Annotated in this window: 27 protein-coding genes; 8 read left to right on the top strand and 19 right to left on the bottom strand. The window is 66.2% G+C overall.

Going from position 1 to position 23458, the window contains the following annotated elements:
- Positions 1 to 48: 48 nt before the first annotated feature.
- The 4 genes from corA to AB4Y79_RS01695 are packed head-to-tail and all read right to left on the bottom strand — an operon-like array spanning position 49 to position 4175.
- Positions 49 to 1065: a magnesium/cobalt transporter CorA gene (gene corA / locus AB4Y79_RS01710; protein ID WP_441858184.1), complete on the bottom strand. Its 1017-nt coding sequence runs from the start codon at positions 1063 to 1065 to the stop codon at positions 49 to 51.
- Positions 1062 to 1562: a GbsR/MarR family transcriptional regulator gene (locus AB4Y79_RS01705; RefSeq protein WP_441858182.1), complete on the bottom strand. Its 501-nt coding sequence runs from the start codon at positions 1560 to 1562 to the stop codon at positions 1062 to 1064. The genes corA and AB4Y79_RS01705 overlap by 4 nt, the downstream gene beginning before the upstream one ends.
- Positions 1559 to 3181, bottom strand: coding sequence for an ABC transporter permease (locus AB4Y79_RS01700; RefSeq protein WP_441858310.1), 1623 nt, complete (start codon positions 3179 to 3181; stop codon positions 1559 to 1561). The genes AB4Y79_RS01705 and AB4Y79_RS01700 overlap by 4 nt, the downstream gene beginning before the upstream one ends.
- 1 nt (position 3182) lies before the next feature.
- Complete coding sequence (locus tag AB4Y79_RS01695; RefSeq protein WP_441858180.1) at positions 3183 to 4175, bottom strand: ATP-binding cassette domain-containing protein; 993 nt, start codon at positions 4173 to 4175, stop codon at positions 3183 to 3185.
- 52 nt (positions 4176 to 4227) lie between these two features.
- Between AB4Y79_RS01695 and AB4Y79_RS01690 the strand changes: the two genes are divergently transcribed.
- Both AB4Y79_RS01690 and AB4Y79_RS01685 read left to right on the top strand, forming a co-directional pair.
- On the top strand, positions 4228 to 5406 hold the full coding sequence (locus AB4Y79_RS01690) for an MFS transporter (protein ID WP_441858178.1): 1179 nt from the start codon (positions 4228 to 4230) through the stop codon (positions 5404 to 5406).
- 36 nt (positions 5407 to 5442) lie between these two features.
- Positions 5443 to 6348: a phosphatase PAP2 family protein gene (locus tag AB4Y79_RS01685; RefSeq protein WP_441858176.1), complete on the top strand. Its 906-nt coding sequence runs from the start codon at positions 5443 to 5445 to the stop codon at positions 6346 to 6348.
- Between the two features lie 18 nt (positions 6349 to 6366).
- Here AB4Y79_RS01685 and AB4Y79_RS01680 read toward each other — a convergent pair whose 3' ends face one another.
- The 8 genes from AB4Y79_RS01680 to AB4Y79_RS01645 all read right to left on the bottom strand — a co-directional run bounded on the left by AB4Y79_RS01680 (position 6367) and on the right by AB4Y79_RS01645 (position 12393).
- A complete protein-coding gene (locus tag AB4Y79_RS01680; RefSeq protein ID WP_441858174.1) occupies positions 6367 to 6678 on the bottom strand; it encodes a hypothetical protein in 312 nt (103 codons plus the stop codon).
- A 307-nt stretch (positions 6679 to 6985) separates the two neighbouring features.
- Positions 6986 to 7369, bottom strand: a complete 384-nt coding sequence (locus AB4Y79_RS01675; protein ID WP_441858172.1) for a VOC family protein — start codon at positions 7367 to 7369, stop codon at positions 6986 to 6988.
- 197 nt (positions 7370 to 7566) lie between these two features.
- Positions 7567 to 8064, bottom strand: coding sequence for a hypothetical protein (locus tag AB4Y79_RS01670; RefSeq protein WP_441858170.1), 498 nt, complete (start codon positions 8062 to 8064; stop codon positions 7567 to 7569).
- The gene (locus AB4Y79_RS01665) at positions 8065 to 8694 is read right to left on the bottom strand and encodes a signal peptidase I (protein WP_441858168.1); all 630 of its coding nucleotides are present in this window, start codon (positions 8692 to 8694) and stop codon (positions 8065 to 8067) included.
- A complete protein-coding gene (locus AB4Y79_RS01660) occupies positions 8684 to 9292 on the bottom strand; it encodes a hypothetical protein (RefSeq protein WP_441858166.1) in 609 nt (202 codons plus the stop codon). Before AB4Y79_RS01660 ends, AB4Y79_RS01665 begins: the two co-directional genes overlap by 11 nt.
- Before the next feature lie 71 nt (positions 9293 to 9363).
- Positions 9364 to 9909, bottom strand: coding sequence for an alternate-type signal peptide domain-containing protein (locus AB4Y79_RS01655; protein WP_441858164.1), 546 nt, complete (start codon positions 9907 to 9909; stop codon positions 9364 to 9366).
- A 188-nt stretch (positions 9910 to 10097) separates the two neighbouring features.
- Positions 10098 to 10775 carry a response regulator gene (locus AB4Y79_RS01650; RefSeq protein ID WP_441858162.1) on the bottom strand — a complete coding sequence of 226 codons (678 nt, stop codon included), beginning with the start codon at positions 10773 to 10775 and terminating at the stop codon, positions 10098 to 10100.
- Complete coding sequence (locus AB4Y79_RS01645) at positions 10759 to 12393, bottom strand: ATP-binding protein (RefSeq protein WP_441858160.1); 1635 nt, start codon at positions 12391 to 12393, stop codon at positions 10759 to 10761. The genes AB4Y79_RS01650 and AB4Y79_RS01645 overlap by 17 nt, the downstream gene beginning before the upstream one ends.
- 256 nt (positions 12394 to 12649) lie before the next feature.
- Between AB4Y79_RS01645 and AB4Y79_RS01640 the strand changes: the two genes are divergently transcribed.
- The 3 genes from AB4Y79_RS01640 to AB4Y79_RS01630 all read left to right on the top strand — a co-directional run bounded on the left by AB4Y79_RS01640 (position 12650) and on the right by AB4Y79_RS01630 (position 15519).
- Complete coding sequence (locus tag AB4Y79_RS01640; RefSeq protein ID WP_441858158.1) at positions 12650 to 13435, top strand: ABC transporter ATP-binding protein; 786 nt, start codon at positions 12650 to 12652, stop codon at positions 13433 to 13435.
- Entirely contained in the window at positions 13432 to 14316 is an 885-nt protein-coding gene (locus tag AB4Y79_RS01635; RefSeq protein ID WP_441858156.1) for an ABC transporter permease, read from the top strand. The genes AB4Y79_RS01640 and AB4Y79_RS01635 overlap by 4 nt, the downstream gene beginning before the upstream one ends.
- 93 nt (positions 14317 to 14409) lie before the next feature.
- On the top strand, positions 14410 to 15519 hold the full coding sequence (locus AB4Y79_RS01630; RefSeq protein WP_441858154.1) for an ABC transporter substrate-binding protein: 1110 nt from the start codon (positions 14410 to 14412) through the stop codon (positions 15517 to 15519).
- 90 nt (positions 15520 to 15609) lie between these two features.
- Here the strand turns inward: AB4Y79_RS01630 and AB4Y79_RS01625 are convergent, their stop codons facing one another.
- On the bottom strand, positions 15610 to 16266 hold the full coding sequence (locus AB4Y79_RS01625; RefSeq protein WP_441858153.1) for a TetR/AcrR family transcriptional regulator: 657 nt from the start codon (positions 16264 to 16266) through the stop codon (positions 15610 to 15612).
- 100 nt (positions 16267 to 16366) lie between these two features.
- Between AB4Y79_RS01625 and AB4Y79_RS01620 the strand changes: the two genes are divergently transcribed.
- Positions 16367 to 17473 (top strand): flavin-containing monooxygenase, encoded by a 1107-nt coding sequence (locus AB4Y79_RS01620; RefSeq protein ID WP_441858151.1) that lies wholly within the window; start codon positions 16367 to 16369, stop codon positions 17471 to 17473.
- Here the strand turns inward: AB4Y79_RS01620 and AB4Y79_RS01615 are convergent.
- The 4 genes from AB4Y79_RS01615 to AB4Y79_RS01600 form a co-directional block, all read right to left on the bottom strand.
- Positions 17442 to 18143 (bottom strand): esterase/lipase family protein, encoded by a 702-nt coding sequence (locus tag AB4Y79_RS01615; protein ID WP_441858149.1) that lies wholly within the window; start codon positions 18141 to 18143, stop codon positions 17442 to 17444. The two genes, AB4Y79_RS01620 and AB4Y79_RS01615, sit on opposite strands and share 32 nt — an antisense overlap.
- Positions 18144 to 18232: 89 nt before the next feature.
- A complete protein-coding gene (locus AB4Y79_RS01610) occupies positions 18233 to 19450 on the bottom strand; it encodes an MFS transporter (RefSeq protein ID WP_441858147.1) in 1218 nt (405 codons plus the stop codon).
- Between the two features lie 10 nt (positions 19451 to 19460).
- A complete protein-coding gene (locus tag AB4Y79_RS01605) occupies positions 19461 to 19970 on the bottom strand; it encodes a hypothetical protein (RefSeq protein ID WP_441858145.1) in 510 nt (169 codons plus the stop codon).
- 143 nt (positions 19971 to 20113) lie between these two features.
- A complete protein-coding gene (locus tag AB4Y79_RS01600; protein WP_441858308.1) occupies positions 20114 to 20635 on the bottom strand; it encodes a PAS and ANTAR domain-containing protein in 522 nt (173 codons plus the stop codon).
- A 277-nt stretch (positions 20636 to 20912) separates the two neighbouring features.
- On the opposite strand from AB4Y79_RS01600, the gene AB4Y79_RS01595 reads away from it, so the two are divergent.
- Positions 20913 to 21254, top strand: coding sequence for a hypothetical protein (locus tag AB4Y79_RS01595; RefSeq protein ID WP_308930137.1), 342 nt, complete (start codon positions 20913 to 20915; stop codon positions 21252 to 21254).
- 29 nt (positions 21255 to 21283) lie between these two features.
- Here AB4Y79_RS01595 and trxB read toward each other — a convergent pair whose 3' ends face one another.
- A complete protein-coding gene (trxB, locus tag AB4Y79_RS01590; protein ID WP_441858143.1) occupies positions 21284 to 22261 on the bottom strand; it encodes a thioredoxin-disulfide reductase in 978 nt (325 codons plus the stop codon).
- A gap of 205 nt (positions 22262 to 22466) precedes the next feature.
- On the opposite strand from trxB, the gene AB4Y79_RS01585 reads away from it, so the two are divergent.
- Positions 22467 to 22790 carry a hypothetical protein gene (locus AB4Y79_RS01585; RefSeq protein WP_441858141.1) on the top strand — a complete coding sequence of 108 codons (324 nt, stop codon included), beginning with the start codon at positions 22467 to 22469 and terminating at the stop codon, positions 22788 to 22790.
- A 180-nt stretch (positions 22791 to 22970) separates the two neighbouring features.
- Here the strand turns inward: AB4Y79_RS01585 and AB4Y79_RS01580 are convergent, their stop codons facing one another.
- Positions 22971 to 23420 carry a hypothetical protein gene (locus tag AB4Y79_RS01580; protein ID WP_441858140.1) on the bottom strand — a complete coding sequence of 150 codons (450 nt, stop codon included), beginning with the start codon at positions 23418 to 23420 and terminating at the stop codon, positions 22971 to 22973.
- Between the last annotated feature and the right edge of the window lie 38 nt (positions 23421 to 23458).

The raw sequence follows: 23458 nt of genomic DNA, 5'->3' as shown, positions 1-23458 counted from the left end.
CGTAGCCCATGGTAGGGCAGGAAGCTGGGAAGTCGATTCGGCGGCGGTTCAGATCCACTTGTTGTGCTTGAACGCCAGGTAGAGGACAACTCCCATGGCCACCATCAGGCCCAGCGCGTAGGGGTAGCCGTAGGTCCAGGACAGCTCGGGCATATTGGCGAAGTTCATGCCATAAATGGATGCCACCAGGGTCGGGGCGAACAGGATGGCCGCCCAAGAAGAAATGCGCTTGACCTGCTCGTTCTGTTCGAAACTGGACTCGGTCATCCGCTGCATCTCATCGTTCTGCCGCTGGGCCACCAGGGCGGCGTTGACTGCGAGCGCGTTCTGCAGCAGGGCCCTGAAGGAGGCCACCCGCTCGTTGAGCCGGATGACGTGGTCCAGGACGTCCCGGTAGTGGTCCCGAAGCTCGGTGGCATCGCCGCGGTCCGGAGCACCGGCCATCAGGGCCTGCAGGATCCCGGCGAGAGGGCTGGTGGCCCGCTGGAACGTGATGACCTGCCGGGACAGTTCGTAGATGCGGCGGGAGACGTCCGGGTCGGCGCCAAAGAGGTCATCCTCGATCTCATCAATATCGTTCTCGAGGCCCGCCACCACCGGCTCGTATTCATCCACCACCTGGTCCAGGATCCCGTACAGCACCGCATCCGGCCCGAGGGCCAGGAACTCGGGCATTGACTCCATCCGGCGGCGGACCTTGGCCAGGTCCGGAGACTCAGCGTGCCGGACGGTGACCACATACTCGTCTCCGGCAAAAACGTGGATCTCGCCGAAGTCCACCTTTTCCTCGTCATCCCGGTACCGTGCCGGCCTCAGCACCAGGAACAGGCACTCGCCGTAATGCTCCAGCTTGGCCCGCTGATGCCCGGCAAGCGCGTCCTCCACGGCAAGGGCATTCAGGTCGAACTCCTCGCCCACGGACTGCAGCTCCTCAGGGTCCGGCCGGTACAGCCCAATCCAGGCCATGCCCTCGCGCTGGCGGAGCAGGAAATAGGTCTCGTCAAGGTCCTCCGGGTCCTCGGTGCGCAGCCCATTCACGTACACCGCGTTGTCAACGATGGTCACGGCGCACCCTCCGCTGTCCGTTCCCGCTCCCAGTCGTCCAGCAGGGCCGGCATGCGGGATTTGAGGAACCGATAAAATCTTGCCATCTCCGCCACCCGGGCCCGGGCCGCCGAACCCTCGGGCAGCGTTTCGGCAGTGGCATCCGTCAGGTCGGCCAGCTTCTCGTAAATGGGACTGTTCCGCATGGAGACCACGTACCACTCGTCATCGTGCAATGCGTAGAGGTCGCGGCGGCTGCCGGGCTGGGATACCCGGTGCACGAATCCCACGGTCTGCAGGTAACGCACCGCCCCGGACACGGCGGCGGCGCTTGCCCCCAGCCGCTCCGACAATTCGGCGGCAGTCAGGCTCCCCTGCTCGGATGACACCAGGGCCAACAATGTCCGGGCGGGCATCTTGGGGAAACCGGCCGCGGCGAACGCAGCCGCGGTGCGTTCGGCAGCTGCGGCCGACACCCCGGCGTCCCGTGCCGCAGCCACTTCGGCGTCGGCGCTCATGCGGACCCCACCTCCCGCCGCCGCATCGCCGTGACGGCCAGCGCGCCCGCAACGACGGCGATGGCCAGCATCCACCACGCCCCGCTCCAGTCGGTCGCGTCGCCGTGCGGGACCGGGGTGTGGGTAAACGGGGACAGGTCGCGGATGCTTTGGTCCAGGCCCAGCATGCCGCCGAAGATCCCCAGGAACACCCCGAGCCCCAGCAGGGACCAGCCGGCGCCGATGGTTGCCGCGGGCCACAGGACGAAGACCAGTGCGGGCACGGCCAGGTAGATCAGCGCCGCCGGCAATTGCGCCACGGCGGTTTCCCAGAGCGCGTCGGCTGGCATGGCCTGGTCTCCGGACCCCGTCAGCGTGATCCACGCGCCCACACCCGTCAGGCCAATCACCAGCACCACTGCCGCGGCCCCGAACACCAGATAGCCCGCCAGCCAGCGGATCCGCCCTACAGGGGCGGCGAGCAGCAGTTCCGCGGTTCCTGCGGCTTCTTCCTGCCGCAGCCTGATGACGGCCTGCAGTGCGCAGGCAGCGGCAAGGATCCCGGCCATCGAGAACAGGACCGAGACCATGAGCTGGGTCAGGGAGGTGCCCTGCGACTCGAGGATGGACCTCAGGACGGCGGTGATATTGGTGTCAGGGGTATCGACGGCGGCAATCGCCTTGCCCAGTGACCCTGCCAGCAGCCCCAGGGCCAGGCCACCCAGGCCCCAGCCGACGATGGAACCGGCCTGCAGGCGCAGGGCAAGCGCGGCAGGGCTGCGAAGACCGGACCGGGCGGCGGTGCGGCCGGGCCGTGCACCCCACACACTGGCTCCGCTGTCCCGGGCGCCCAGGATGGCCCATGCGGCTCCAAGGCAGGCGACGCCGAGCCCCACCGGCAGCCACAACGGCCAGGCGCGGTTGCCGGAGAAAGCGAACGTCTGCTGGCCCCAACCGATGGGTGATAACCAGCTTGCGGCGCCTTCGGTCATGGACGTTCCGTCCGCGTGCGGGGTTCCGGTGGCGTCGCCAATCCCGCGCAGCACATAGGCCAGGACAACCAGGGCGGAGGAGACGCCGTTCGCCCCACGCGATGTGCTCATGAACTGGGCCACCAGGATACCCACGCCAAGGAAGGCAAAACCGACGGCGCCCGTGGCGGCGCCCGCGGACAGGCTCCCCTGCACGTCCAGGCCCTGGACGGTGAGTCCGGCGCAGACGGCAAGCGCCACCAGGACATTGGCTGCCGCACCGTGCAGGACGGTGGCAATGGTGGGCAGCAGGCGGCCCGCTGGGGTGGCTGCCACCAGCTCGGCGCCGCCGGTTTCCTCGTCGGCACGGGTATGGCGCACGGCCAGGAAGGTGCTCATCAAGCCAGCCAGCAGGGCCAGGAAGGCGAAGACCAGGAAGAAGGTGAAAGCCCCTTGGTCTGCGCCGCGGGGCAGACCGCGCAGCATCAGGATGGCCGGGGTGGCGATGGCCACTTGGAGGATCTCGGCGCGGCTGGCGGCGTTGCCGTAGGTCTGGCTGACGGAGGAGGCGGCGAACAGGGCGAAGGCACCAATTCCCAGGATCCAGCTCAGAAGCTGCCATCGGTCCCGGCGCAGACGCTGGCCCCAGAGGATCATGAGGACGGCCATGTCAGCCACGACCCCTGGCACCCATCAGGTGCCGGCGCGCACCGTGCCGGTGGTCCCCGTTGCCGGCCACCGCCGCGGGCCGGGCGCCCACCGTGGTATCGCCGTAGTGCCGCAGGAACAGCTCCTCAAGCGAGGGCGGCGTGATGGTCAGCCCCTTCACGGCCAGGGCCCCCAGGGCGGGAAGCACCTCCGCCACCCGGTCCGATTCGGCGCTGAACTTGACCCGGCCGGCGTCGAACGTCAGGTCATGCACGGCACCCAGCCGCGCCAGGGCGTCCATGTCCATGCCGTCCGCGGCGAAGGAAATCTCGGTCCTGGTGAGGTGGCGCAGGGAGTCCAGCGTGCCGCCGTCCACAATCCTGCCGGCGCGGATGATGCTCACGCGGTGGCACAGCACCTCCACCTCGGTCAGGATATGGCTGGAGAGGAGCACGGTGGCCCCGCGGTCGACGACGGCGAGCAGCTCCCTGCGGAAGACCGCCTCCATGAGCGGGTCAAGTCCGCTGGTGGGCTCGTCGAGCAGGTACAGCTCGGCGTCCGTGGCGAGGGCGGCGATCAGCGCCACCTTCTGCCGGTTGCCCTTGGAGTAGGCACGCCCTTTCTTGGCCGGATCAAAGTCGAAGGCCTCGCACAGGCGGTCCTTGCTGCGGCGGTAACCGGCACCGTCCGCTGTTCCGCCGCGAAGGCGGGAGAGCAGGTCGATGGTTTCGCCCCCGGAGAGGTTGGGCCACAGCCGGACGTCGCCAGGGACGTAAGCCAGGCGGCGGTGCAGTTCAACGGCCTGGGTCCACGGGTCCACACCCAGGACGGTGGCGGAGCCGGACGTTGCCTTGGCCAGGCCCAGCAGGATGCGCAGGGTGGTGGATTTCCCGGCGCCGTTGGGTCCCAGGAAGCCGTGGATCTCCCCTGCCTGGACGTCGAGGTCGAGTCCGTCCAAGGCCCGGACCCTGCCGAAGTTCTTGTGCAGGCCCACAGTTTGGATCACAGTGTTCATGGATTAATCTTCGGAGTTTTCACAAGTTTGTGAAGGTACTAAAGTCCCAATCATGAGCACTGAACGCCAGGCTGCCCGCGCATCCTCGGCGCCTCTGTATGCAGCGGGATTTGTCACAGCCTTCGGCGCCCACAGCATCGCGGCCGGGCTGGGCTCGCAGAGTGGAAATATCGGCCTGACGCTGCTGAACCTCGGCATCCTCCTGGCCCTGTACGACGTCGCCGAGGTGTTCCTCAAGCCTGTCTTCGGTGCGCTCAGCGACCGGATCGGTGCCAAACCCGTCGTCGTGGGCGGGTTGCTGGCCTTCGCCGCGCTGTCCCTGATCGGCCTTGGCGCGGCCGACCCCCTGGTCCTTGCCCTGGCCCGGCTGGGACAGGGGGCGGCGGCGTCGGCCTTCTCGCCGGCGTCGTCCGCGATGGTGGCCAGGATGGCACGCGGCGGGAAAGCCGGCACCTACTTTGGCCGGTACGGATCCTGGAAGAGCCTTGGCTACATCATCGGGCCGCCGCTGGGCGCGGGACTGATCGCGGCGGGCGGTTTCCCGCTCTTGTTCGGCGCCTTGTCCGCCCTGGCCGCGGTCACGGCGCTGTGGGTGCTGGTGTCCGTCCCGCACCTGCCGCCGCTGCCCCGGAAGCGGTATACCGTAATGGACCTTGCCCGGCAGATTGGCGAGCGCCGTTTCCTGGTACCCACGCTGGTACTGGCCGCTTCCACCGGAGCGCTGGGTGCCGCCGTCGGCTTCCTCCCCGCGCTGGCCGCCCGCCATGGCATGGATGCCTTCGCCGGCACGGCCGCGGTGAGCGTGGTGGCGCTAGGTTCGGTGCTGACCCAGCCCTGGATCGGGCGGCTGCGGGACCGGAACGCCGTCACCGACAACAAGGGCACCACCGTGGGCCTGCTGCTGATTGCCGCGGGCATCGCCGTGGTTGCTGCCGCTCCGGGACCGGTGACCATTTTCGTGGCTGCAGCGTGCATCGGGACGGGCATCGGCGCCGCCACGCCCTTGGGCTTCGCACACCTTGCGGACGCCACGCCGCCCGAGCGGATGGGCCGGACCATGGGCTCAGCCGAACTGGGCCGCGAACTGGGCGACGCCGGCGGCCCGCTCCTGGTGGGCGGCATCGCCACGGCCACCGCACTGCCGTTCGGCCTGGGCGTCCTCGCGGTCCTGGTGGCGGCGGCCAGCATCCCCCGGCTGGACCCCGTCAAGCCGGGTGCCACCGGCCCCTGAGCAGCCGTCCAGCTTTCTGTGTCACCCTTAAGCGCGATGACTTCTTTCCGGCAACTACCCACCAGGACACCGTCCCGGCCCGCTCCCGGCTCGGCTTTCCTTTTCGTGCTGTCCACTGTGGCCTGCATTGCCGGGCTGGTTGCCACCTACTGCTTCTTCGTCCAAACCGCCACGGGCCAGTTCATCGATGAGTCCGCGCTGGTGGAAGCCGTGGATATCCACGGACCCGCCGGTAAGGCCGCCACCCAGTTCCTTGACTGGCTGCCCACCATCTCCCTTGTGATGGCCGCCGTCGTGGTCCTGTTTGTCACGGTCATCCGCCGGCACTGGGCGGAAGCGGGAATCGCGGTGGCGGCGTGCATCGGCGCCAACGTGGCAACCCAGGTACTCAAGGATCTCCTGCCCGCACGCCCGGACAAAGGCGTGCTCACCCTTGAACTCAATTCGCTGCCGTCCGGCCACACCACGCTGGCGGCGTCCGCAGCGGCCGCCGTATTCCTGATGGCATCCCCGCGCTGGCGCCCCATGGCAGGCTTCATTGGCGGATCTTTTGCCATCGCATCCGGCGCCTCCACGCTGATCAACCAGTGGCACCGGCCAGCGGACGTGGTGGCGGCGTTCCTGCTGGTGGGCGCCTTCATGATCCCGGCGGGCTGGCTGATCCTGCGCCGCGGTTCCTGGAACGAGTGGGACGGGTTCGGCAGGCATCTTGGCTCGGCCCGCATCTGGCTGACCCTGCCGGTGCTGATCGGGTTGGCCTCAGCCGGGGTGGCGGTGTATTCGCTGATCCGTATTGCGCCCAGCCCCTGGCAGGAGACCAGCACCACCAACTACTTCTGGGCCGGCATTTCGCTGATTGTGATCGCGGGGTACCTGGCCACGGTGGCAACGACGTCCCTGTTCGCGTTCGCCGCTCGACGCCGGGACGCGCCCGGGCCCTAGAGGCTCACCGGGCGCTCCTCAGTGGGTCTCGCCTGGGTCAGCCGGGTCCCGGCCAATGCTCTCCTCCATGGCGGCGGCAAGCTCAACTTCGTCAATGTAGCGGGCGGCCGGCTGGCCCGTCTCCTCTGCCAGCCGGTCCATGGTGGCCAGGTGCTGGCGTGCCAGTTCGATGGCAAGCTGTTCAACGATGCGGGGCCCGTTCCGCACCACCAGGTCGCTGAGGTACGCCTGGAGCCGGCCGACGGGCCGCCCCGGGGACTGGGCTTCTGCGGCGACGAGCCTGGTGAGGGCGGCCGCGGCAACGGCTGGCTTATCGCTGAACAGTTCCACGTTCGTTCCTCAGTAGCGGCGCCCGGCCGGGTAGCGCCCGGAGCTACAATCTAGTCCTTCCGCACTGCGCCGGTAAGGGTCCTTGTGCCCCGAATGGAGCATGCCAGGAGCCTTGCGCCGGCCGCCGGGCAGCCATTGTACGGAGACTCCCAGCACACCCAGCCTCCACCCGGAAACAATTGAGCGATTCTTGCGGAATTTGTACCACGCAGCTTGAGCAGTGCCGTCAATAGTTGCAAGTGCCTGGCGGCGTCTTGAAGTGGGCGCCCCCAGGCAATCCAGTATCCGGGGTCACCGGCAGGCACGTTCAGGGTTCGAGCGGTTCGAGCCGCCTGCGCAGGAGGCAGAACTCGTTGCCCTCCGGATCCTGCAGGACGTGCCATTGCTCCCCGCCGGTCTGCCCGACGTCGGCCGGCCGCGCACCCAGTGCCAGCAAGCGTTGCAGTTCGGCGTCCTGGTCCCGGTCCACCGGGTTGACGTCGATGTGCAGCGGAAGCCGTCCCACCCGCGGGTTGCTGCTGGGGCTGAAGATGATGGTGGGCTGCAGTCCGCCGAACCCGGCGGCCGGCCCGATCTCGATCGAACCCTCCTCCCGGTCCAGCTCGACGTAGCCAAGGACCCCGCTCCAAAACCGCGCGAGCAGTTCGGGGTCGGCGCAATTCAGGACAAGTTCACTGATCCGGCATGACATGACCGCAGTCTACCGACGCGCAAACCCATTTTCGCGGCTCATATTCCCCTGCGCGCCCCACATATCGGGTGCGTGCCGGCGGCTCCGGGTCGCAAATGGATGTGGACGTCGCCAGGCCAGATCGGCGGGAGGCGGCGCCGCTGCAAGGGGGGATGCAGCGGCACCTTCTTCCGCCGAGCTGGCAGAGGGTCAGGCGCCTAGAACGTGGTGGACAGGCAGGTGACCTTGTTGCTGTTGTTTCCTTGCTCCAGCGACACCGTGGCCGAGGCAGTGGTTTGTGACTGGTCCGCATAGGTCGCTGTCACCCGGATGGTCAACGGGGTGGTGGTCCTGTTGGCCACGACGATCTGCGACGTGATGGTCAGGGCGACCGTGCTGGTTGTCCCAAGGCTCACGGATTCGGTGTAGGACGGCCCGTACGTGCCGTTTGACTGGAGCGCGGCGTAGCTAAGAGCCGTTGGCGCCGCCGCCCCCACGGCTGACAGGGTGGCGGTCTGCCGAGGGTTGTCGTTGGTGCAGGTGAATCCTGAGAACGAATGCGCCGGCCAGGTGCCGGACGCCGTGACGGCCATGGTCGCCGTCGCGCTTTGCTGCCACAAGGCCGAGGCCGTGCCAACGCCAGCGCCCAGCAGGACCGTGAGTACGAACGCCCCTACGGCGAGTCCGGCGCCTGGAATGCTCCTTAGCCGAGGCATTCAGGCGGCCTCGGCAGCGGCGTCGTCCGGCTTGCGGGCCTTGCGCACGGATTTGTAGACCGTGATGGAGCCGTAGCCGATCAGCGCCACGGCGGCGATGACCGTCCACATCTCCCGGTCGGAATTGCCCAGGAAGTTTGCGACAAAGCCAACGTACGGGACGGCGTAGAACAGCTTGCCCTTGACCTGGATGGCCCGGATGGGCTCGGGATCGTTGGCGCCGTTGTTGTCGCCCTTGGTGATGAGCGTCTTCTCGCCGGACTGGGTGGAACCAAACCCGACAATCCGGTGCGTTTCCACGTCGGGACGGCCCGAGTACAGCTGGAAAGTGATGACGTCGCCGTACTTGAGTTCGTCGAACGGCGCCGGTTTCATCACCATGAAGGTGCCCGGCGGGTAGTGCTGCGCCATGGACTTGGTCAGCACGGTGTAGGTCTGCGAACCCGTCGCCACCGGCACCACGATTAGGACCAGCGCGGCGAACAGCGCCACCAGCATCACGGCCATGCTCAGAATGCGTCCGACGACGGCCCAGGCGCCGTTGCGCCCACGTGACCGTTTCGGGGCCGCTGACGGAGTTTCGGGATCGGTGTCCGCGCCGACAAGGCGTTCGGTCAGGTCAGCAGCCACTGGGCACCCCGCAGAGTTGACGTGCGGTGAGTGGAAGGGAGATGTTCACTGCTTGTCCTTTCACTGTTGAGGGGGCGCCGGAGGTGAGGCTGACCTGGAAGCAGAAGACCGTGGACCCGGTTTTGCCCACCGTGGGCGAGACGAGCCCGCTGGTGCCGATCTGCGCGTAACCCGTGCTCGAGCTGCATTCCGAGGTGGAACTGGCGGTCTTGGCGTTGACGATGATGTAGGAGGCCAGGGTTCCGCCGCCGGTGTTAGCCACCGTTGCCTGCCCCACCGTAATGGCGGTGTTGAACTGGCCGCCGGCGTTGGTGTTGTTGGTGACCACCACTCCCCCGGTCAGCGAGGTTCCCGGCCCGAGGGTCCCTGCGGGCGACAACGTCAGGTTGGCCGCGGTCCCGTTGGCAAGGGTCATGTTGGTGGTCTGGCCGGAGTTGACCGCTGTCAGCGCCACATCGAACGAGGCTGCCGAGACGGTTCCTGGAGCGGCCACCGCGGAGGCATTCCAGAGGGCAAATGTTCCCTGCACGGTGAACAGGCCCAGGACCACGGCCGCGGCGATCAACGCCGCTGCCTTCAGTGAGCGCTTGATGCGCATGTGGCTTCCTCCTGGTCCTGTTTCCTGATGCTGCCGGCCGGGTGGCCCTGGGGCCACCCGGCCACGTCAGGCTAGGAAAGTCCGGACTGGGTTACCTGGGTCAGCTGGAATGCCACGTTGTTGAAGCTGTAGCTGGCGGTGGTGTCCGCGCGGCCGGTGGTGGTGGACAGGAATTCGAAGGTGATGGTTGCGGTGACCGTCTGGTCCGCCCCCGTCGGCGTGGGCTTGAGCGGGTTGGCGACAGCCGTGCCGCCCACCGTGAGCGCAGGAGTGCTGACCGATACGTTGGCCGGAGTGAAACCGTTGGTGGCAGTGATGCCGGTGGTGGCAACGTTGGCGGCCATCTTGTTGCCCGTCAGGGTCACGGTCAGGTCCTGGGTGAACGTGAGCTTGTCGCCCGGAACAACCTTGTAGGTGCTGATGTCGATGGTGGCCCCGTTGCGGTCCTTCCACACCCCGTTGACGCTCTTGACCACGTTCAGGTCGCCGGAAACGATGGTGCCGGGCGCGGCGGTTGCCTCTGCGTTCCAGTTGGCCAGGGTTCCCCCGCCGCCCAGCAGCAGTGCGGCGCCAACGGCGATAGCGGCAGTTCCCTTGACCAGAGTGCTGTTCTTCATGATGTCCCCTCAGACTTTTTGGTGTTCGTTTGACTAGCTGGGACCTACTTTGCAGGGCCAAGCTCAGGAAGCGAGGGGGTAAAGAGTCAACAAAAGCTCAAGGTATTTGAAATTTCAACTGCTGTTTGACCTGCGGTTATATCACAGCCCACATGGCGGCCGCAGTAGCCGGCCGGTCCCGTGGGCGGTCAGGAAACCGTGTAGGAATTCAACGGCCGGCCGGTGCTGCCGTAGGTAAGGTCCAGGACCAGGAGGCCCTTCCGTTCCAGCGTGCTCAGGTAGCGCTGGGCGGTTGGCCTGCTGACGCCGAGTTGTTCGGCGATTTCCGCGGCGTTGACGGGCCCGCGGGCGGCCCGGACGGCGTCGAACACTTTCTGCATGGTTGGCTGCAGGCGCGCGGCCGGGGCCGCTGCCTTGATCCCGGCCAATCGTGCCTTGTAGAGGTTGTCAATGGTTGCCTGGTTTGCCGTCGAAACGGACTCCAGCTCCTCGCGCCACTTCTTGTAAGCCTCCAGCTGGGTGCGGAGCCGGTCGAACCCAAAGGGCTTGACCAGGTAGTAGATGGCTCCGCTGGTCATCGCGGACTTAACGGTGGCGAGGTCCTGCGCAGCAGTGATCACGATGCTGTCCACCTGGGTTCCGGCTGCCTGTAGCGACCGCAGGAGGGAGAGTCCGTCCTCGTCCGGAAGATGGATGTCCAGCAGGAGCAAGTCCGGATGAAGGCGGGCAATGGCTTCCCGCGCGGCGGCAGCACTGTAGACCTGGCCGACGCATTCGAATCCGTCCACCCGCGCCACCCGGGCCGCATGAATGCCGGCAACCCGGAAATCGTCGTCCACCACGAGCGTCTTAATCAACGCCTGCACTCCCGTCCTCTACCGCTGCCTGCGTCTTTGCCGGCAGCCACACCTCAAAGTTACCGCCGGGACCGGGAAACACATCCAGTGTTCCCCCTGCCCTGCGAACAATCCTGCTCACCAGGGCCAGCCCGATGCCTCGCCGCATCCCTGGCCGCGGGTCCTTCGTTGAGTAGCCGTCCACCATGACCTGGGCAACCTTGTCAGCGGGGACGCCGGGTCCGTTGTCCCGCACCGCAATGAAGACGCCGTCCGCGTCGTCGAACTGTACCGTCACCCGGCGTGGCCGGGGCGTATTGGCCAGCGCGTCCACGGCGTTGTCGAGGAGGTTGCCCACGATGGTTACCAGCTCGGTGGGATCCACCTCCGGATGTTCCAGCCTGGAGTCCGCGGTCACCTCCATCTCCACGTCCTGTTCGGCGGCGACAGCCACTTTGGCCAGCAGCAAGGCCGCCAGCTCCGGCGGCGAAATCGTGGCCCGCAGCCGTTCCCCCAGGGACCTGGACATGTTTGATACCTGCGAAACATACCTCTTGGCCTGTTCCAGGTCACCCATCTCCAACAGGCCGTCAACAATGTGGAGGCGGTTGGCGTACTCATGCTCCAGGGCGCGCATGGCCTCCATCAAGCCCTGGATCGAGTGGAGGTCGCGCACCAGGCCTTCAATTTCGGTCCGGTCCCGAAGCGTGACCACCGAACCAATGCTGCGGCCGGCGGTGGCGACGGGCATCCTGTTGACAACCAGCAAGGCGTCCTCGGTCAGCGCCACCTGGTCGGCCCCGGGGAGCCGGCCGGCCAGCAGGTCCCGGAGGCGGCCGCGCGGAAGCAGTTCGGCAATGGGCTGCCCCAATGCCTCCCCTTCCAGGTGGAGCAGCCGCCGGGCCTCCTCGTTGATGACCGTCACCTTGCCGTCGTCATCCAGGCCGACGACGGCCTCCCGGATTCCGTGAAGCAGGGCCTCGCGTTCCTGCAGGAGGGAGGCGATCTCGGCCGGCTCCAGGTCGAACGTGACACGTTTGATGCGCCGGGAGAGCAGCAGGGAACCAACGACGCCCAGGGCCAGCACCAGTGCGGAGAAACCGGTGATCAGCCAGATGTTCTGCATCTGGTTGCTCAGGACCTGGGTGTCCTCGATCCCCACCGAAACTTGGCCCACCACGGTGCCGTCGGCGCCGAAAATGGGTGCCTTGGCGTTCGCGGAGCGGCCCAGGCTTCCAGGGTCGAAACCAACGTGGGTTTGTCCGTCCAGGACGGCCACCGGCTCCTCCAGCCGCTGGCCGATCAACGCCGGGTCCGGGTGCGAAAACCGTACCCCCTCCCTGTCACTGACAACGACGTAATCGGTCCGGGCAGCAGTCATTACCTGATGGGCAATTCCGTTGATGACATGGTCCGGGTCCCCGGAGGCCACGGCTGAGCGGATCTCCGATATCTGCGCGGTGGTGGTCGCTATGCCCAGTGCGCGCAACTGGTACTGCTGGTCCAGCGTCTGGTTGCTGATCATCGAGAAGAGAAAACCGCCCAAGGCCACCGTGAAAATCAGCAGCGACAGCGAGGCCAGCAGGATTTGGGCGGTCAGCGTTGTAAAGCGCCTGCCGGCCCGGGGCGCTGCGGCTGCCTGGCTCACCGCGGCTCCGGAGGCGCGGTTCTTATGCGGTGGCAGAAAATGCACAAAACGTGCACTTTTGCGGCTAAAGCACACATCTTACGGAAGTCTTTCTCGCCGGAATGATCACTTCCTAAGCTTCACACAGTTCCAGTGATCAACATCACTCAATCCGAACTACATGGACTAAAGACAGCGAGGTCTTGCAATGAACAGCACCCCCACCCCCGGGCCGCCCGGCCCTCCGCAGAGAGCCCCCGAAGGGGCAAGGATCGAGGTGACCGGCCTGACGAAGCGCTACCTGACGCCGAAGGGCGAGACCTTCACGGCCATCCGGGACGTATCCGTCACCGTCGAGGCCGGACAGTTCTGCTCCATCGTCGGGCCCACCGGGTGCGGCAAGTCCACCACCCTGGCCCAGGTCTCCGGCCTGGAGCAGCCAAGCGCCGGATCGGTGAAGGTGGGCGGCAACCTTGTGGAAGGCATCACCAACGGCGTGAGCTACATGTTCCAGGCGGACGCCCTGTTTCCCTGGAAGAGCGTGCTCGGCAACGTCATGATGGGACCCATCCTGCTCGGAACGCCAAAGCGCCAGGCCACGGACCTTGCCCGGGACTGGCTCCGCCGGGTTGGCCTGGCGGGGTTCGAGGACCGTTACCCGCACCAACTCTCGGGCGGCATGCGCAAGCGCGTAGCCATGGCTGCAGCCCTGATCAACAATCCCCGGATCCTCCTCATGGATGAGCCGTTCGGAGCCCTGGATGTGCAGACCAAGGCCATCATGCAGAACGAACTACTCAAGCTCTGGGAGGAACTGCGCCCCTCGGTCCTGTTTATCACCCATGACCTGGACGAGGCCGTGGCGCTGTCCGACAGGGTGGTCATCATGACCAGCAGCCCCGGCTCGGTCAAGGACGTCTTCGACATCGACCTTCCCCGGCCCCGCGGCAACGTCCAGGAAATCCGCCATGAGGAGCGGTTCCTGGAACTCCAAGGGCGGATCTGGGAATCCCTCAAGGACGAGGTTACCCGTGCCTACGCGGTGTCGGCAGGTGCGGCATGACAACCCTTACTCACAGCGAAACCCGCAAAGGCGAGAAGCCAGTGGAAACAGAGTCAGCAGCCAAGAACGCAGGCCGGATCAAGGCCCGGCGCCACTCCATGTCCATCTGGATCGGCCGGGTAGTCCTGGCCGTCGCCGTCGTGGGCGGCTGGCAGTGGTTCACCACAGCGGGGTGGGTGGATAAATTCTTCTTCGGCCAGCCATCGGAAATCTGGGACAGCCTGGTCAAGCTCTTCACGGAAGGTACGGCGTTCGGCACCATCTGGGAGAACCTGGGGGTCACGGCGCAGGAAGCATTCTTCGGTTTCCTGCTGGGCACGTTCGTAGGCGTAATCCTCGGCATCCTCCTGGGCTCCAACAAGTACCTGTCGGCCGTCGTCGGGCCCTACATCAGGATCGTGAATTCGATTCCGCGTATTGTGCTCGGCTCCATCTTCATTGTGGCGTTCGGCCTGGGTGTCTTCCCGAAAATCCTGCTCGCCGCCGTACTGGTGTTTTTCGTGGTGTTCTTCAACGCCTTCCAGGGCGTCCGTGAGGTGGACCAGAACCTGGTGGCGAACGTGCGGGTACTCGGAGCTTCGCCCTATCAGGTGGCGATGCACGTGACCATTCCGTCCGCCATGACGTGGATCATCGCCAGCCTCCACACCGCCTTCGGCTTCGCCATCATCGGCGCGCTTGTTGCCGAGGTGCTTGGCGCGCAGAAAGGAATCGGCCTGATCATCAGCCAGGCGCAGGGAACATTCGATCCGAATACCGTCTTCGCCTGCATGGTGATCATCGCCGTCGTCACGCTTTTTGCCGAATCCCTGATCAATGTCCTTGAGCACAGGCTCCTCAAGTGGCGGCCGCCGAACCGTTCCGAGGCACAGGCCATCTGATCCCCGATACACCCAGCTATCCAACCCCGCAATACCCAAACAAACACCACCGTCCCGTTGGGGACAAACAAAAGGATGCGTAAAACAATGATGATGAAGCGCCCTATTCTTGCCGCCGCAGCTGCCGGAGCCGTTGCCCTCAGCCTGGCAGCGTGCGGCAACAGCTCCACCCCCGCAGCCGGCGGCAGTTCCGCGGGCGGCAGTGCGTCTGCCGACACCAGCTCAATGCCCACAGTGAAGATGATGGTGGGCGGCATCGACAAGCAGATCTATCTTCCGTACCAACTGGCCCAGCAGCTGGGCTACTACGAGAAGTACGGGGTCAAGATGGAACTCTCTACCGAGCAGCAGGGCGGCGTTGGTGCCGAGGAGGCCATGGCGTCCGGGCAGGTGGACATGGCCGGAGCGTGGTATATCCACACCGTGGACTTCCAGGCCAAGGGCAAGAAGGTCACCAACCTCATCCAGCTCTCCGGCGCCCCGGGCGAGCGCATCATGTGCAGCCCCAAGGCCAACGTCCATTCCGGCGCAGACCTCAAGGGCAAGACGGTCGGCGTCACGGACCTCGGCTCAGGCACTGACGAACTCACCCAGTTCATCGTCTCCAAGGCAGGCCTGTCCAAGAGCGATTACCAGACGATCGCCGTGGGCTCCGGTGCCACCGCTATCGCCGCCATCCAGCGCGGGTCCGCCGACTGCGTCATGACCACCCAGCCAACCGTGGGCGCCCTTGAGGCCAAGAACCTTGCGGTTCCCGCCATTGACCTGGCGACAGCGGACGGCGCCAAGGCGGCCCTCGGCAGTTCGCTGCCGTCGGCAGGCCTGCTCGCCCAAACGGACTGGGTCAACAGCCACCAGGATGAGGCCCAGAAGGTGGTGGACGCACTGGTGGACACCATGCATTGGATCAGCACCCACTCGGCACAGGAGATCGCGGACAAACTGCCCCCGGCATTCGTCCAGAACAGCACCATCAGCAAGGACGATTACGTCAAAGCCCTGGATCAGGACAAGGGCCAGTTCCTTCCGGACGGCATCATGCCCGCCGGTGGCCCCAAGACGGTCTTCGAGGAGGAGAAGACCATTGGGGTTGACACGTCAAAGGTCAACATGGCGGACACATTCGACCAGAAGTACGCCCAGGCGGCGCTGAAGCTCGAGGGCTACACGGCCACCACCACCCCGGCCGGCACCGACGGGTGATACCGTCCCGGACAGAGTAGTTGCGCTCCTCCGGAAGGCCGCCAGGGCTTTCCGGAGGAGCGTTTCATTTAACGGACCAGCGTGCGTGGCTCAGCCGGGGTTCCTAAGCAGCAGCCGGCACCACGCATCGGTCAGCCACCCGGCGAACCGTTCCGGATCCCACCCGCGCTGGTTCACCAGGAGCCCCCAGTACTCCGGCCCGTTCATGCTCCACACAGCGTCGGCGAGTTCCGCGGCCGGTCGGTCCGTGCGCAACTCCCCCGTTGTTGCGAGGTCCTCGATGAATTTCCGCATGTTGGCCGCGCGCCGGTCCGAAATCTCGCGCCAGAGCGCGCCGCAGTCCGGCTCAGTGCCGGCAGCATCGCGGAGCGCCTCGTAGACCGGCGCAAGCCGCGGCTGGATTTGCGCCAGGGCCTGGGCGTACAGGGAGATCTTCTCAGCCGCCCCCGTCGCCTCGCGCACGCGGATCACGTAGTCCCGGCGCTCCGCGGGGACGGCCTGGCCGGTGCCCGAGATTGCCGCCTCCACCACCCCGCGCAGGAGGTCCGGTTTCCTCCCGATCGTGGCGTAGATGGTATCGACGGCGACGCCCGCCCGCCGGGCAATGGCGGCAACGGTGGCGGCCCGGTAGCCCTCGCCGACAAAAAGGTCGCGGGCAGCGGACAACACCGCGTCACGGGTTGCCGCTGCCTGTTCCCTCCGCAAGGGCGAGTTGTAGCGACGTGCGGGGGCATTGACTTCACTCATGGCCGGGCCTAGCCTTTATTCATCCGAACTTCATTCGGATGAATTGTAGCAGGTAGCCCGGGACCGCGGCGGAGCGGGACGGACGGAAGGGCAGGCCACCATGTCGGAGCACTTCAACACCGTGGTGATCGGCGGCGGCCAGGCGGGACTGGCCATGGGTTACCACCTTGCCCGCCTCAAGCGTCCCTTCGTCATCCTGGATGAGCATGCGAAATCCGGTGACAGCTGGCGCGCCCACTGGGACTCCCTCCGGCTCTTCACCCCGGCCCGGTACGACGCCCTTCCCGGCAGCCGGTTCCCCGCACCGCCGTGGTCCTTCCCCTCCCGCGAAGAGTTCGCGGACTACCTGGGCAGCTATGCGGAAGAGTTCGGCTTGCCCGTCCAGCGCAATGTCCGGGTCACCAGCCTCAGCCACAACGGCCAAACCTTCGTCATCGATGCCGAGGGCCACCACTTCGAAGCCGACAACGTGGTGGTTGCCTCCGGCTGGGACCGGAAGCCCAACATTCCCGCGTTCGCCGAACAGCTCAGCCCCGCCATCCGGCAACTGACTGCCGGGAGCTACAAGAATCCAAACGGCCTTGCACCGGGCCCGGTCCTGGTGGTCGGCGCCGGCAACTCCGGCGCGGACATCGCCCTGGAACTTGCCTCCACCCGCACCACGTACCTGTCCGGCCGCCATCCCGGCGAAATCCCCTGGCGAGTCGACGCCGTGGCCGCCCGGCCGCTGACGCTCGCCGTCTTCTTCGCCTTCTCCCATATCCTGACCCTCGGTACGCCCGCCGGCCGGAAGGCCCGTCCACGTGTCCTCTCCCACAGCGGACCACTGGTGAGGGTGAAGAACCGGGACTTGGTGCGTGCCGGCGTCGTCCGCGTTCCCAGGACGGAAGGCATCAAAGGCGGGCTGCCAATGCTGGCGGACGGCAGGACGCTGGAGGTGGCCAACGTCATCTGGTGTACTGGCTTCACGCCGGACCTGGACTGGATCGACCTGCCCGTGATGGGGGCGGACGGGCGGCCGGTCCAGGACCGCGGAGTGGCCACCACGCAGCCCGGACTCTACTTCCTGGGCGCGACCTTCCAGCACTCGCTGGCCTCATCCATGGTCCACGGCGTGGGCCGCGACGCAGCTTTCATCGCCAACCGGATCGCGGCCGCGGAGGCGCCAGACGTGGTCAGGCCGGCAGGCTCAGCTGCTCCACGATGATCCGCGCGGTCCCGGGATCGCCGAGGATCCGGAAGTGCCCGGCCACCGGCAACTCGATATTGGTGGCGCCGGGGAGCACGCTGCCCTCCGGAATGTGCGGATCGAACGGGCCGTAAAGGGATGTGATGCGGCTGTTGATGGTCTGTTCGCGCGCCATCTGCAGGGTCAGGGCATTGCGCGGCGAGAAGATCCGCAGGCTGGGCAGCAGCATGTACCGGGCGTAGCGGGACCCGGAAAACGGTGCACACACCGCAATCATCCGGTCGATCCGGTGCTCGGGGTCCAGGGACAGCATGGTGTACTTGCCGATCAGCCCGCCCTTGCTGTGGGCCACCAGGATGGCATTGTGGAGGCCCGCCTCCTCCAGGTGCTGGGCCACCAGCCGGGCTGCGTCCGGAACTTTGAGTTTGTTGCGCTGCAGCACCGTGACCACGTGCACGGGGTGCCCGGCGTCGTGGATGGCCCGGATGAGCGGCATCATGAACTGCCAGTTTTCGTAGACGCCGGGGATGATCACCACGGGCTGCAGGGTGCCGTTGCGGAAGGACCCCGGCTGCACGCGCGAGAGGAAACCCCGGACCTGCCAGCCCGCGGCATAGACATAGTCCTGCACCCACCACACTGCTTTGTGCAGGGGGCTGATGCGGGTGCTCACGCCGGGGTCGGTCATGTGTCGAGAATAGCCTGCCCCGTTGCCCTATCAGTTATGGTCCCTAAATCCGGGGTTAGGGACCACAAGTGATAGCGCAAGCGGGGTGGTCAGTAATTCCGGCGGTGCTTGAGGCGCGGAATCACGACGGCGAAGACGCCCGCCGCCGCGAACCCCAGGATGCCCGGGGCTGAGACCCCCGGCCCCAGTGAGGCCAGGGCCGTCACCCCGGAGAGGAGCACCGGGCCGCCGGTGGAGCCGGCATCCGCCATGAACCGCCAGAGGCCCAGGAACTGGCCGCGGCCGCGGTCGGGCGAGAAGTCTGCGCCCAGGGTCATCACCAGCCCGGAGCTGATGCCGTTGCCGAAGCCGATCAGCAACGAAGCGAGCAGCAGGCCGGTGAAGGATCCTGTGAGCGGGATCAACAGCAGCGCGGTTCCCATGAGGAGCGTGGAGGGGATGGCCACCCATTGGCGGCCCTTGCGGTCCATCAGTTTTCCGGCGGGATAGAACACCAGCATGTCGATCGCGCCGGACAGGCCGTAGATCAGGGACGCGGAGGTGGCGTCCATGCCCAGGTGGTCGGACCAGAGCGGGATCACTACCTGCCGGGAGGACCGCAGCGCGCTGAGCAGTAGGATGCCCACGCCGAGCGAAAGGAACACGCCGGCGTGCGAGACCGCGACGCTCCGGAGCGTGGGCTGGGAGGCGCCGTCCCCGCCCGAGGGGACGTCCGGCGTCGCCAGGTCCGGGATGGTCAGTGACAGCAACGCTGCCGCCGCCATGGCCGCCACGCCCACCCAGTACGCGCCGGCGATGTCAAAGAACTGCATTGCGGCGGCGCCGGCGAACGGGCCGATGAACACGCCGATGCGGTTCACGCCGCCCAGCGTGGACAGGGCCCGGGCACGGAACGCCACGGGCACGGCCTCGGTGAGGTACTTCTGCCGGGCCAGGCCGAACACCGCCCCGGACATGCCGACGACGGTCATCGCCACGGCCAGCAGCCACAGTCCGTTGGGGGCCAGGGAGGACGTTGCGGCGGCTGCCAGGGCCAGTCCGGCGGCGACGGCGGCGCCCACGATGGACCAACGCTCACCGAAGCGGAGGGTCACCAGGGACGCCGGCAGGTTGAAGAACCAGGATCCCAGGCCGATGAGCGTCACGACCAGGGCTGCCACGGCCACTGTTGCGCCCAGCTCGCGGGCTGACAACGCCACCACCGGGAGGATGGCCCCCTGGCCGATTCCGAAAAGCAGCGTGGGACCGAACGCGGCGACGGCAATACTGCGCAGGCTGAAGGGCTGGGCATCATCCGGGGAAGTCATCAGATTTATCCTATGGCCGCCGCCATCGCATCAGCGTGCGGTGTGACGCGCAGGACAAGGCGTGGCAGGTCCCCGGGACGCTAACGCCTGCCGGGCCGGGGCTCTCGATTCCCGCCAAGGCACGGACCAGGTTGACCAGCTCTGCCACGGCCCCAATGACCGAGCCCACCATGGCGATCACCAGGAGCACCCGCACCAGCACCGGCCAGCCGGTCCAGCCGCCGGTGAAGTCGAACGGGAAGACCTCCCAGACGCGGACTATTGCGGCCATTCCGAAGCCCAGCGCCACCAGGTTTCCCACGGCCAGAAGTGCCCGGGCCCGGATCAGCACGCAGACCACGCCCACCACGATGCTGGCGATCAGGGACGCGTTGATGAGGTCCAGCGCGCGGGCCATGTCGGCGGTCAGGAAGGGCAGCACCTGCCACCCAGGCCAGATATTGATCCCGTACATGAACAGGGCGTTGACCACGGCGGAGCCAACGTTGCCGCTCCTGCCGGTGGAAGTCCTGTCCGCCATTTACCCGCCTGCCTTCTGCTCAAGGTAGTCCTGCTTCAGCCATAGCAACAGGCTCCAGCCGAACAGCCCCGGCCAGAAGAGCCGAAGGTCCCCTTGCCCATCGGGGGCAGGAACCGGACAACAACGGTGGGCTGGGCGGCGAATCAGTAACCAACCAGCATTTCCTTGGCTTTGTTGTTTCCCGCCGCGTTGACCAGTTCCTCTGCCACGATATGCAGTTTGACGTTGGCACGCTGGCTCCTGGCGGCAAGGACCTGGAATGCCGACGCTGCGTCCACACCCTGCAGGGCCATGACAATTCCCTTGGCCTGTTCGATCACGGCCTTGTTCGCATAGGCGCCCTCGATTGCTTCGGAGGCCGCGTGCTGGGATTCGATGCGCAGGCTCTGGGATACATCCACCATGAACCCATGCGCATGTTCCACCTGGCCGGATGGCGTGGCCTCGACCTGGATGGCCGAGAACACGCGCCGCTCCCTGCCATGTACGTCGAGGACGCGATGCAGCAGGGCGCCCTGGCCGCCGGCACGCAGCAGGTTCGTCCATAACGCACGCACATGCTCGCGGTCCGATGGATGTTTGTGGGACATCAACAGCTCAAAGGTGGGAACCACTTCCCCGGGTCGGAGCCCATGAATGTGGAACATCCCCTCGGACCATTCCATCTGCCCTGTGGCAACATCAAGCTCAAACGTGCCTGACGGGCACTTTGTCCCGGGGCTGAGCGGAAAAAGGTAGCTTTCCAGCGTTGACCACATGTCTTTCTCCACGTCTGCTATCGACCCCCAGCCGGCTCTCGGCATCACAGTATCCGAACTTCTTTCCATCCGGGCCGGCAATGGTCCCGGCGGCAAAAATACAGGGGTCACAAAAGGCCCGGCGAGGAGTAGCGTTCGCCTTATGGGGCGCTGATCCGTGCCCACAGCCAAGGGGAGGTCATTCATGGGTGAAGTGTGGGTCCGCACGCTGGGCAACGGGCTGGTCCGGGCAGATCGAGTCACCGAGATTTCGTCCACCCGGGGTTCCTTGCACGAGGACCGCGGGTATTCGCTGAAGGTCATTGTGGACGGCAAGGGCCACGTGCTGGTTGACGACGCCGGGCTGCAGGGCTCCCTGCCGGAGCGGCTGGAATATGCCCGGCACATGGAGGACGCCCTGTTGCTGGCCATCGACGAAGCGCGCGAGAACGACGCGTCGATGGTGATCTCCTACGAGCCTGAACGCGAACGCTGGTCCTCGGCCCCGGTCTCTGTATTAACAGGCAGGCTCCCCGAAGTGGTCTGACCCCGGGGTTCCGGCCGCCGGACTGCCCGTCAGTTGTGCGTCGGTTCCTCCACCAGCGCAGTGGCGATACTGGCTGCGTCCTCCAGCGCGGCCAGGAAACGCTCCGCGTCCAGGGCGGCCGCGCAACCCGTGCCGGCGGCGGTGATGGCCTGCCGGTACCGGTGGTCCACAGCATCGCCGCAGGCAAAAACCCCGGAGAGGTTGGTGCAGGTGGTGGGGGCTTCCACCTTGATGTAGCCTTCCTCGTCCAGATCCACCTGGCCGGCCACGAGTTCGGTGCGGGGCAGGTGCCCGATGGCCACGAAAATGCCGGTGGCGTCATGGTGCCGGGTTTCACCGGTGCGGGTATCCGTGAGGGTGACACCGGTGACCTTGCCGTCGCCGTGGATGGCGGTGACGGCGGAGTTCCAGGCGAAGCGGATCTTGGGGTTGTCCTTTGCCCGTTGTGCCATGATGCGGGACGCCCGCAGTTCGCCCTTGCGGACGACGACGGTGACGGTCTTTCCGAAACGGGTCAGGAAGGTTGCTTCCTCCATGGCGGAGTCGCCGCCGCCAACGACGATGATGTCCTGGTCCCGGAAGAAAAACCCGTCGCAGGTGGCGCACCAGGAGACGCCGTGGCCGCTGAACTTCTTCTCCTCGGGCAGGCCGAGTTCCTTGTAGGCCGAACCGGTGGCCAGGATGACGGCCTGGGCCTCATAGGTTTCCCCGCCGCCGGTGACCACGCGCTTGACGGGACCTTTCAGGTCAACGGACGTGGCGTCGTCGTACTCAATGCGCGCGCCGAACTTTTCCGCCTGCTGCTGCAGCCCGTCCATCAGCTCCGGACCCTGGATGCCGCCCGGGAATCCGGGGAAGTTTTCCACCTCGGTGGTGTTCATCAGGGCACCGCCGGCCGTGACGGAACCGGCCAGGACCAGGGGGTTCAGCCCGGCGCGGGCGGCATAGATGGCAGCGGTGTAGCCGGACGGGCCGGAACCGATAATGATCAGCTGTTCTTTGCTCATGGAATGTCCTTAAGGGGCGGTATGTCTTGGTGCGTGCCTTGATCACATCACGGATCGGAGCGGGAGGGCCAACACTCACTTCGATGTAATAAAGGGCGCGGTGTTGCGCACATCACATTCAGTCCCTAATCTGGTTGAGGCTTAAGCAAACAGGCCATGCAAGAAGCTGCAGCGTCGCAGCCAATGCCGGGGAAGGCTCTACAACTTGAACTCCAAGCTCAACATCATGGTCCGGATTGATCTGGATCGCAGCAAGGCCCAGGTGATTGCAAAGGGGCATATCACCATCCACAGCATCAACGCACTCTACGTAGTGGCAAAACGTGCCAACTCCCTGAAGGGAGGCCTGGACCTGGAGCTCGATATCTCCGGCGCCTGGGTGGACGAGGACGCACTGGAGATGCTCCGGTCCGCGGCCCAGGCCAGGCACCTGCCCACGAAAATCGATCCCGAACAGGCGCCGTGCACCATTAGCGTCCTGGCCAGCCGGCGACATCCTTCCGCAGCGGCCGCCCGACTGGCCGCATAGCGAATTCCGGCCGCTCGCTGCGCCCCCGATTCGGGCCAGAGCCGGCCGGCCACACTCTTCTCCATCGCTTTAAACCAACGAAGTGCAGCTGCACCCGAATAGACGGGTGGCTGCACTTCGGGGCCCTCAGGGCCAACGACTCATGTCCCGGAAAAGGGTCCGGCCGGCAACAACCTGGACCTACAGCAACCGGGCGCTGCCGGCCAGGAATTCCTGGAGTTCCACTTCGGTCAAGCCCGCCGCGCCCCCAAGGGCGTCCTGCGCGGCACCGAGCCCTGCAGCGGTCCGGACGGCGTTCGCGAACCCCTCCTGCGCGGCGTCCAGTTCCCACTGCAGGCTTTCCACCCTTGCGGATGCCAGCCGCACCAATTCCAGCGGATCACCAGCGGGCTCGCCGCCCATCCTGTACCCGCAGGCACAGGACCATTCGGAAGAACCGAGCTCGAGCGGCGCCCAGCCCAGCGAAGCAATGGGGATTGGGGTGGCCGTCATTGCCACCCCACAGTGCATGGGGGCGGCGGGCTCCTTGACGTCCAGCGCAGGGCTTTTCACGGGCTTGCCGGGAATTTCGGTGTTGATCCGCACCGGGATCGAATGCCCGGCGGCTTGGGGTTCAAGTACTGCAGTCATTCGATCCACCATCCGATAGTCCACTAACAATGTAGCTA

The organism is Pseudarthrobacter sp. YAF2, assembly GCF_052113345.1.
Taxonomy (GTDB): domain Bacteria; phylum Actinomycetota; class Actinomycetes; order Actinomycetales; family Micrococcaceae; genus Arthrobacter.
The sequence above is the reverse complement of the archived record's forward strand: the minus strand, read 5'-3'. Positions and strand labels throughout refer to the sequence as shown.

What these genes read in the sequence shown, in the direction of transcription:
- AB4Y79_RS01705 (WP_441858182.1), bottom strand. Translation starts at nt 1,562, where the DNA reads ATGAGCGCCGACGCCGAAGTGGCTGCGGCACGGGACGCCGGGGTGTCG.
- AB4Y79_RS01700 (WP_441858310.1), bottom strand. Translation starts at nt 3,181, where the DNA reads ATGGCCGTCCTCATGATCCTCTGGGGCCAGCGTCTGCGCCGGGACCGA.
- AB4Y79_RS01695 (WP_441858180.1), bottom strand. Translation starts at nt 4,175, where the DNA reads ATGAACACTGTGATCCAAACTGTGGGCCTGCACAAGAACTTCGGCAGG.
- AB4Y79_RS01690 (WP_441858178.1), top strand. Translation starts at nt 4,228, where the DNA reads ATGAGCACTGAACGCCAGGCTGCCCGCGCATCCTCGGCGCCTCTGTAT.
- AB4Y79_RS01685 (WP_441858176.1), top strand. Translation starts at nt 5,443, where the DNA reads ATGACTTCTTTCCGGCAACTACCCACCAGGACACCGTCCCGGCCCGCT.
- AB4Y79_RS01675 (WP_441858172.1), bottom strand. Translation starts at nt 7,369, where the DNA reads ATGTCATGCCGGATCAGTGAACTTGTCCTGAATTGCGCCGACCCCGAA.
- AB4Y79_RS01670 (WP_441858170.1), bottom strand. Translation starts at nt 8,064, where the DNA reads ATGCCTCGGCTAAGGAGCATTCCAGGCGCCGGACTCGCCGTAGGGGCG.
- AB4Y79_RS01660 (WP_441858166.1), bottom strand. Translation starts at nt 9,292, where the DNA reads ATGCGCATCAAGCGCTCACTGAAGGCAGCGGCGTTGATCGCCGCGGCC.
- AB4Y79_RS01655 (WP_441858164.1), bottom strand. Translation starts at nt 9,909, where the DNA reads ATGAAGAACAGCACTCTGGTCAAGGGAACTGCCGCTATCGCCGTTGGC.
- AB4Y79_RS01635 (WP_441858156.1), top strand. Translation starts at nt 13,432, where the DNA reads ATGACAACCCTTACTCACAGCGAAACCCGCAAAGGCGAGAAGCCAGTG.
- AB4Y79_RS01630 (WP_441858154.1), top strand. Translation starts at nt 14,410, where the DNA reads ATGAAGCGCCCTATTCTTGCCGCCGCAGCTGCCGGAGCCGTTGCCCTC.
- AB4Y79_RS01625 (WP_441858153.1), bottom strand. Translation starts at nt 16,266, where the DNA reads ATGAGTGAAGTCAATGCCCCCGCACGTCGCTACAACTCGCCCTTGCGG.
- AB4Y79_RS01620 (WP_441858151.1), top strand. Translation starts at nt 16,367, where the DNA reads ATGTCGGAGCACTTCAACACCGTGGTGATCGGCGGCGGCCAGGCGGGA.
- AB4Y79_RS01615 (WP_441858149.1), bottom strand. Translation starts at nt 18,143, where the DNA reads ATGACCGACCCCGGCGTGAGCACCCGCATCAGCCCCCTGCACAAAGCA.
- AB4Y79_RS01610 (WP_441858147.1), bottom strand. Translation starts at nt 19,450, where the DNA reads ATGACTTCCCCGGATGATGCCCAGCCCTTCAGCCTGCGCAGTATTGCC.
- AB4Y79_RS01605 (WP_441858145.1), bottom strand. Translation starts at nt 19,970, where the DNA reads ATGGCGGACAGGACTTCCACCGGCAGGAGCGGCAACGTTGGCTCCGCC.
- AB4Y79_RS01600 (WP_441858308.1), bottom strand. Translation starts at nt 20,635, where the DNA reads ATGGAATGGTCCGAGGGGATGTTCCACATTCATGGGCTCCGACCCGGG.
- AB4Y79_RS01595 (WP_308930137.1), top strand. Translation starts at nt 20,913, where the DNA reads ATGGGTGAAGTGTGGGTCCGCACGCTGGGCAACGGGCTGGTCCGGGCA.
- trxB (WP_441858143.1), bottom strand. Translation starts at nt 22,261, where the DNA reads ATGAGCAAAGAACAGCTGATCATTATCGGTTCCGGCCCGTCCGGCTAC.
- AB4Y79_RS01580 (WP_441858140.1), bottom strand. Translation starts at nt 23,420, where the DNA reads ATGACTGCAGTACTTGAACCCCAAGCCGCCGGGCATTCGATCCCGGTG.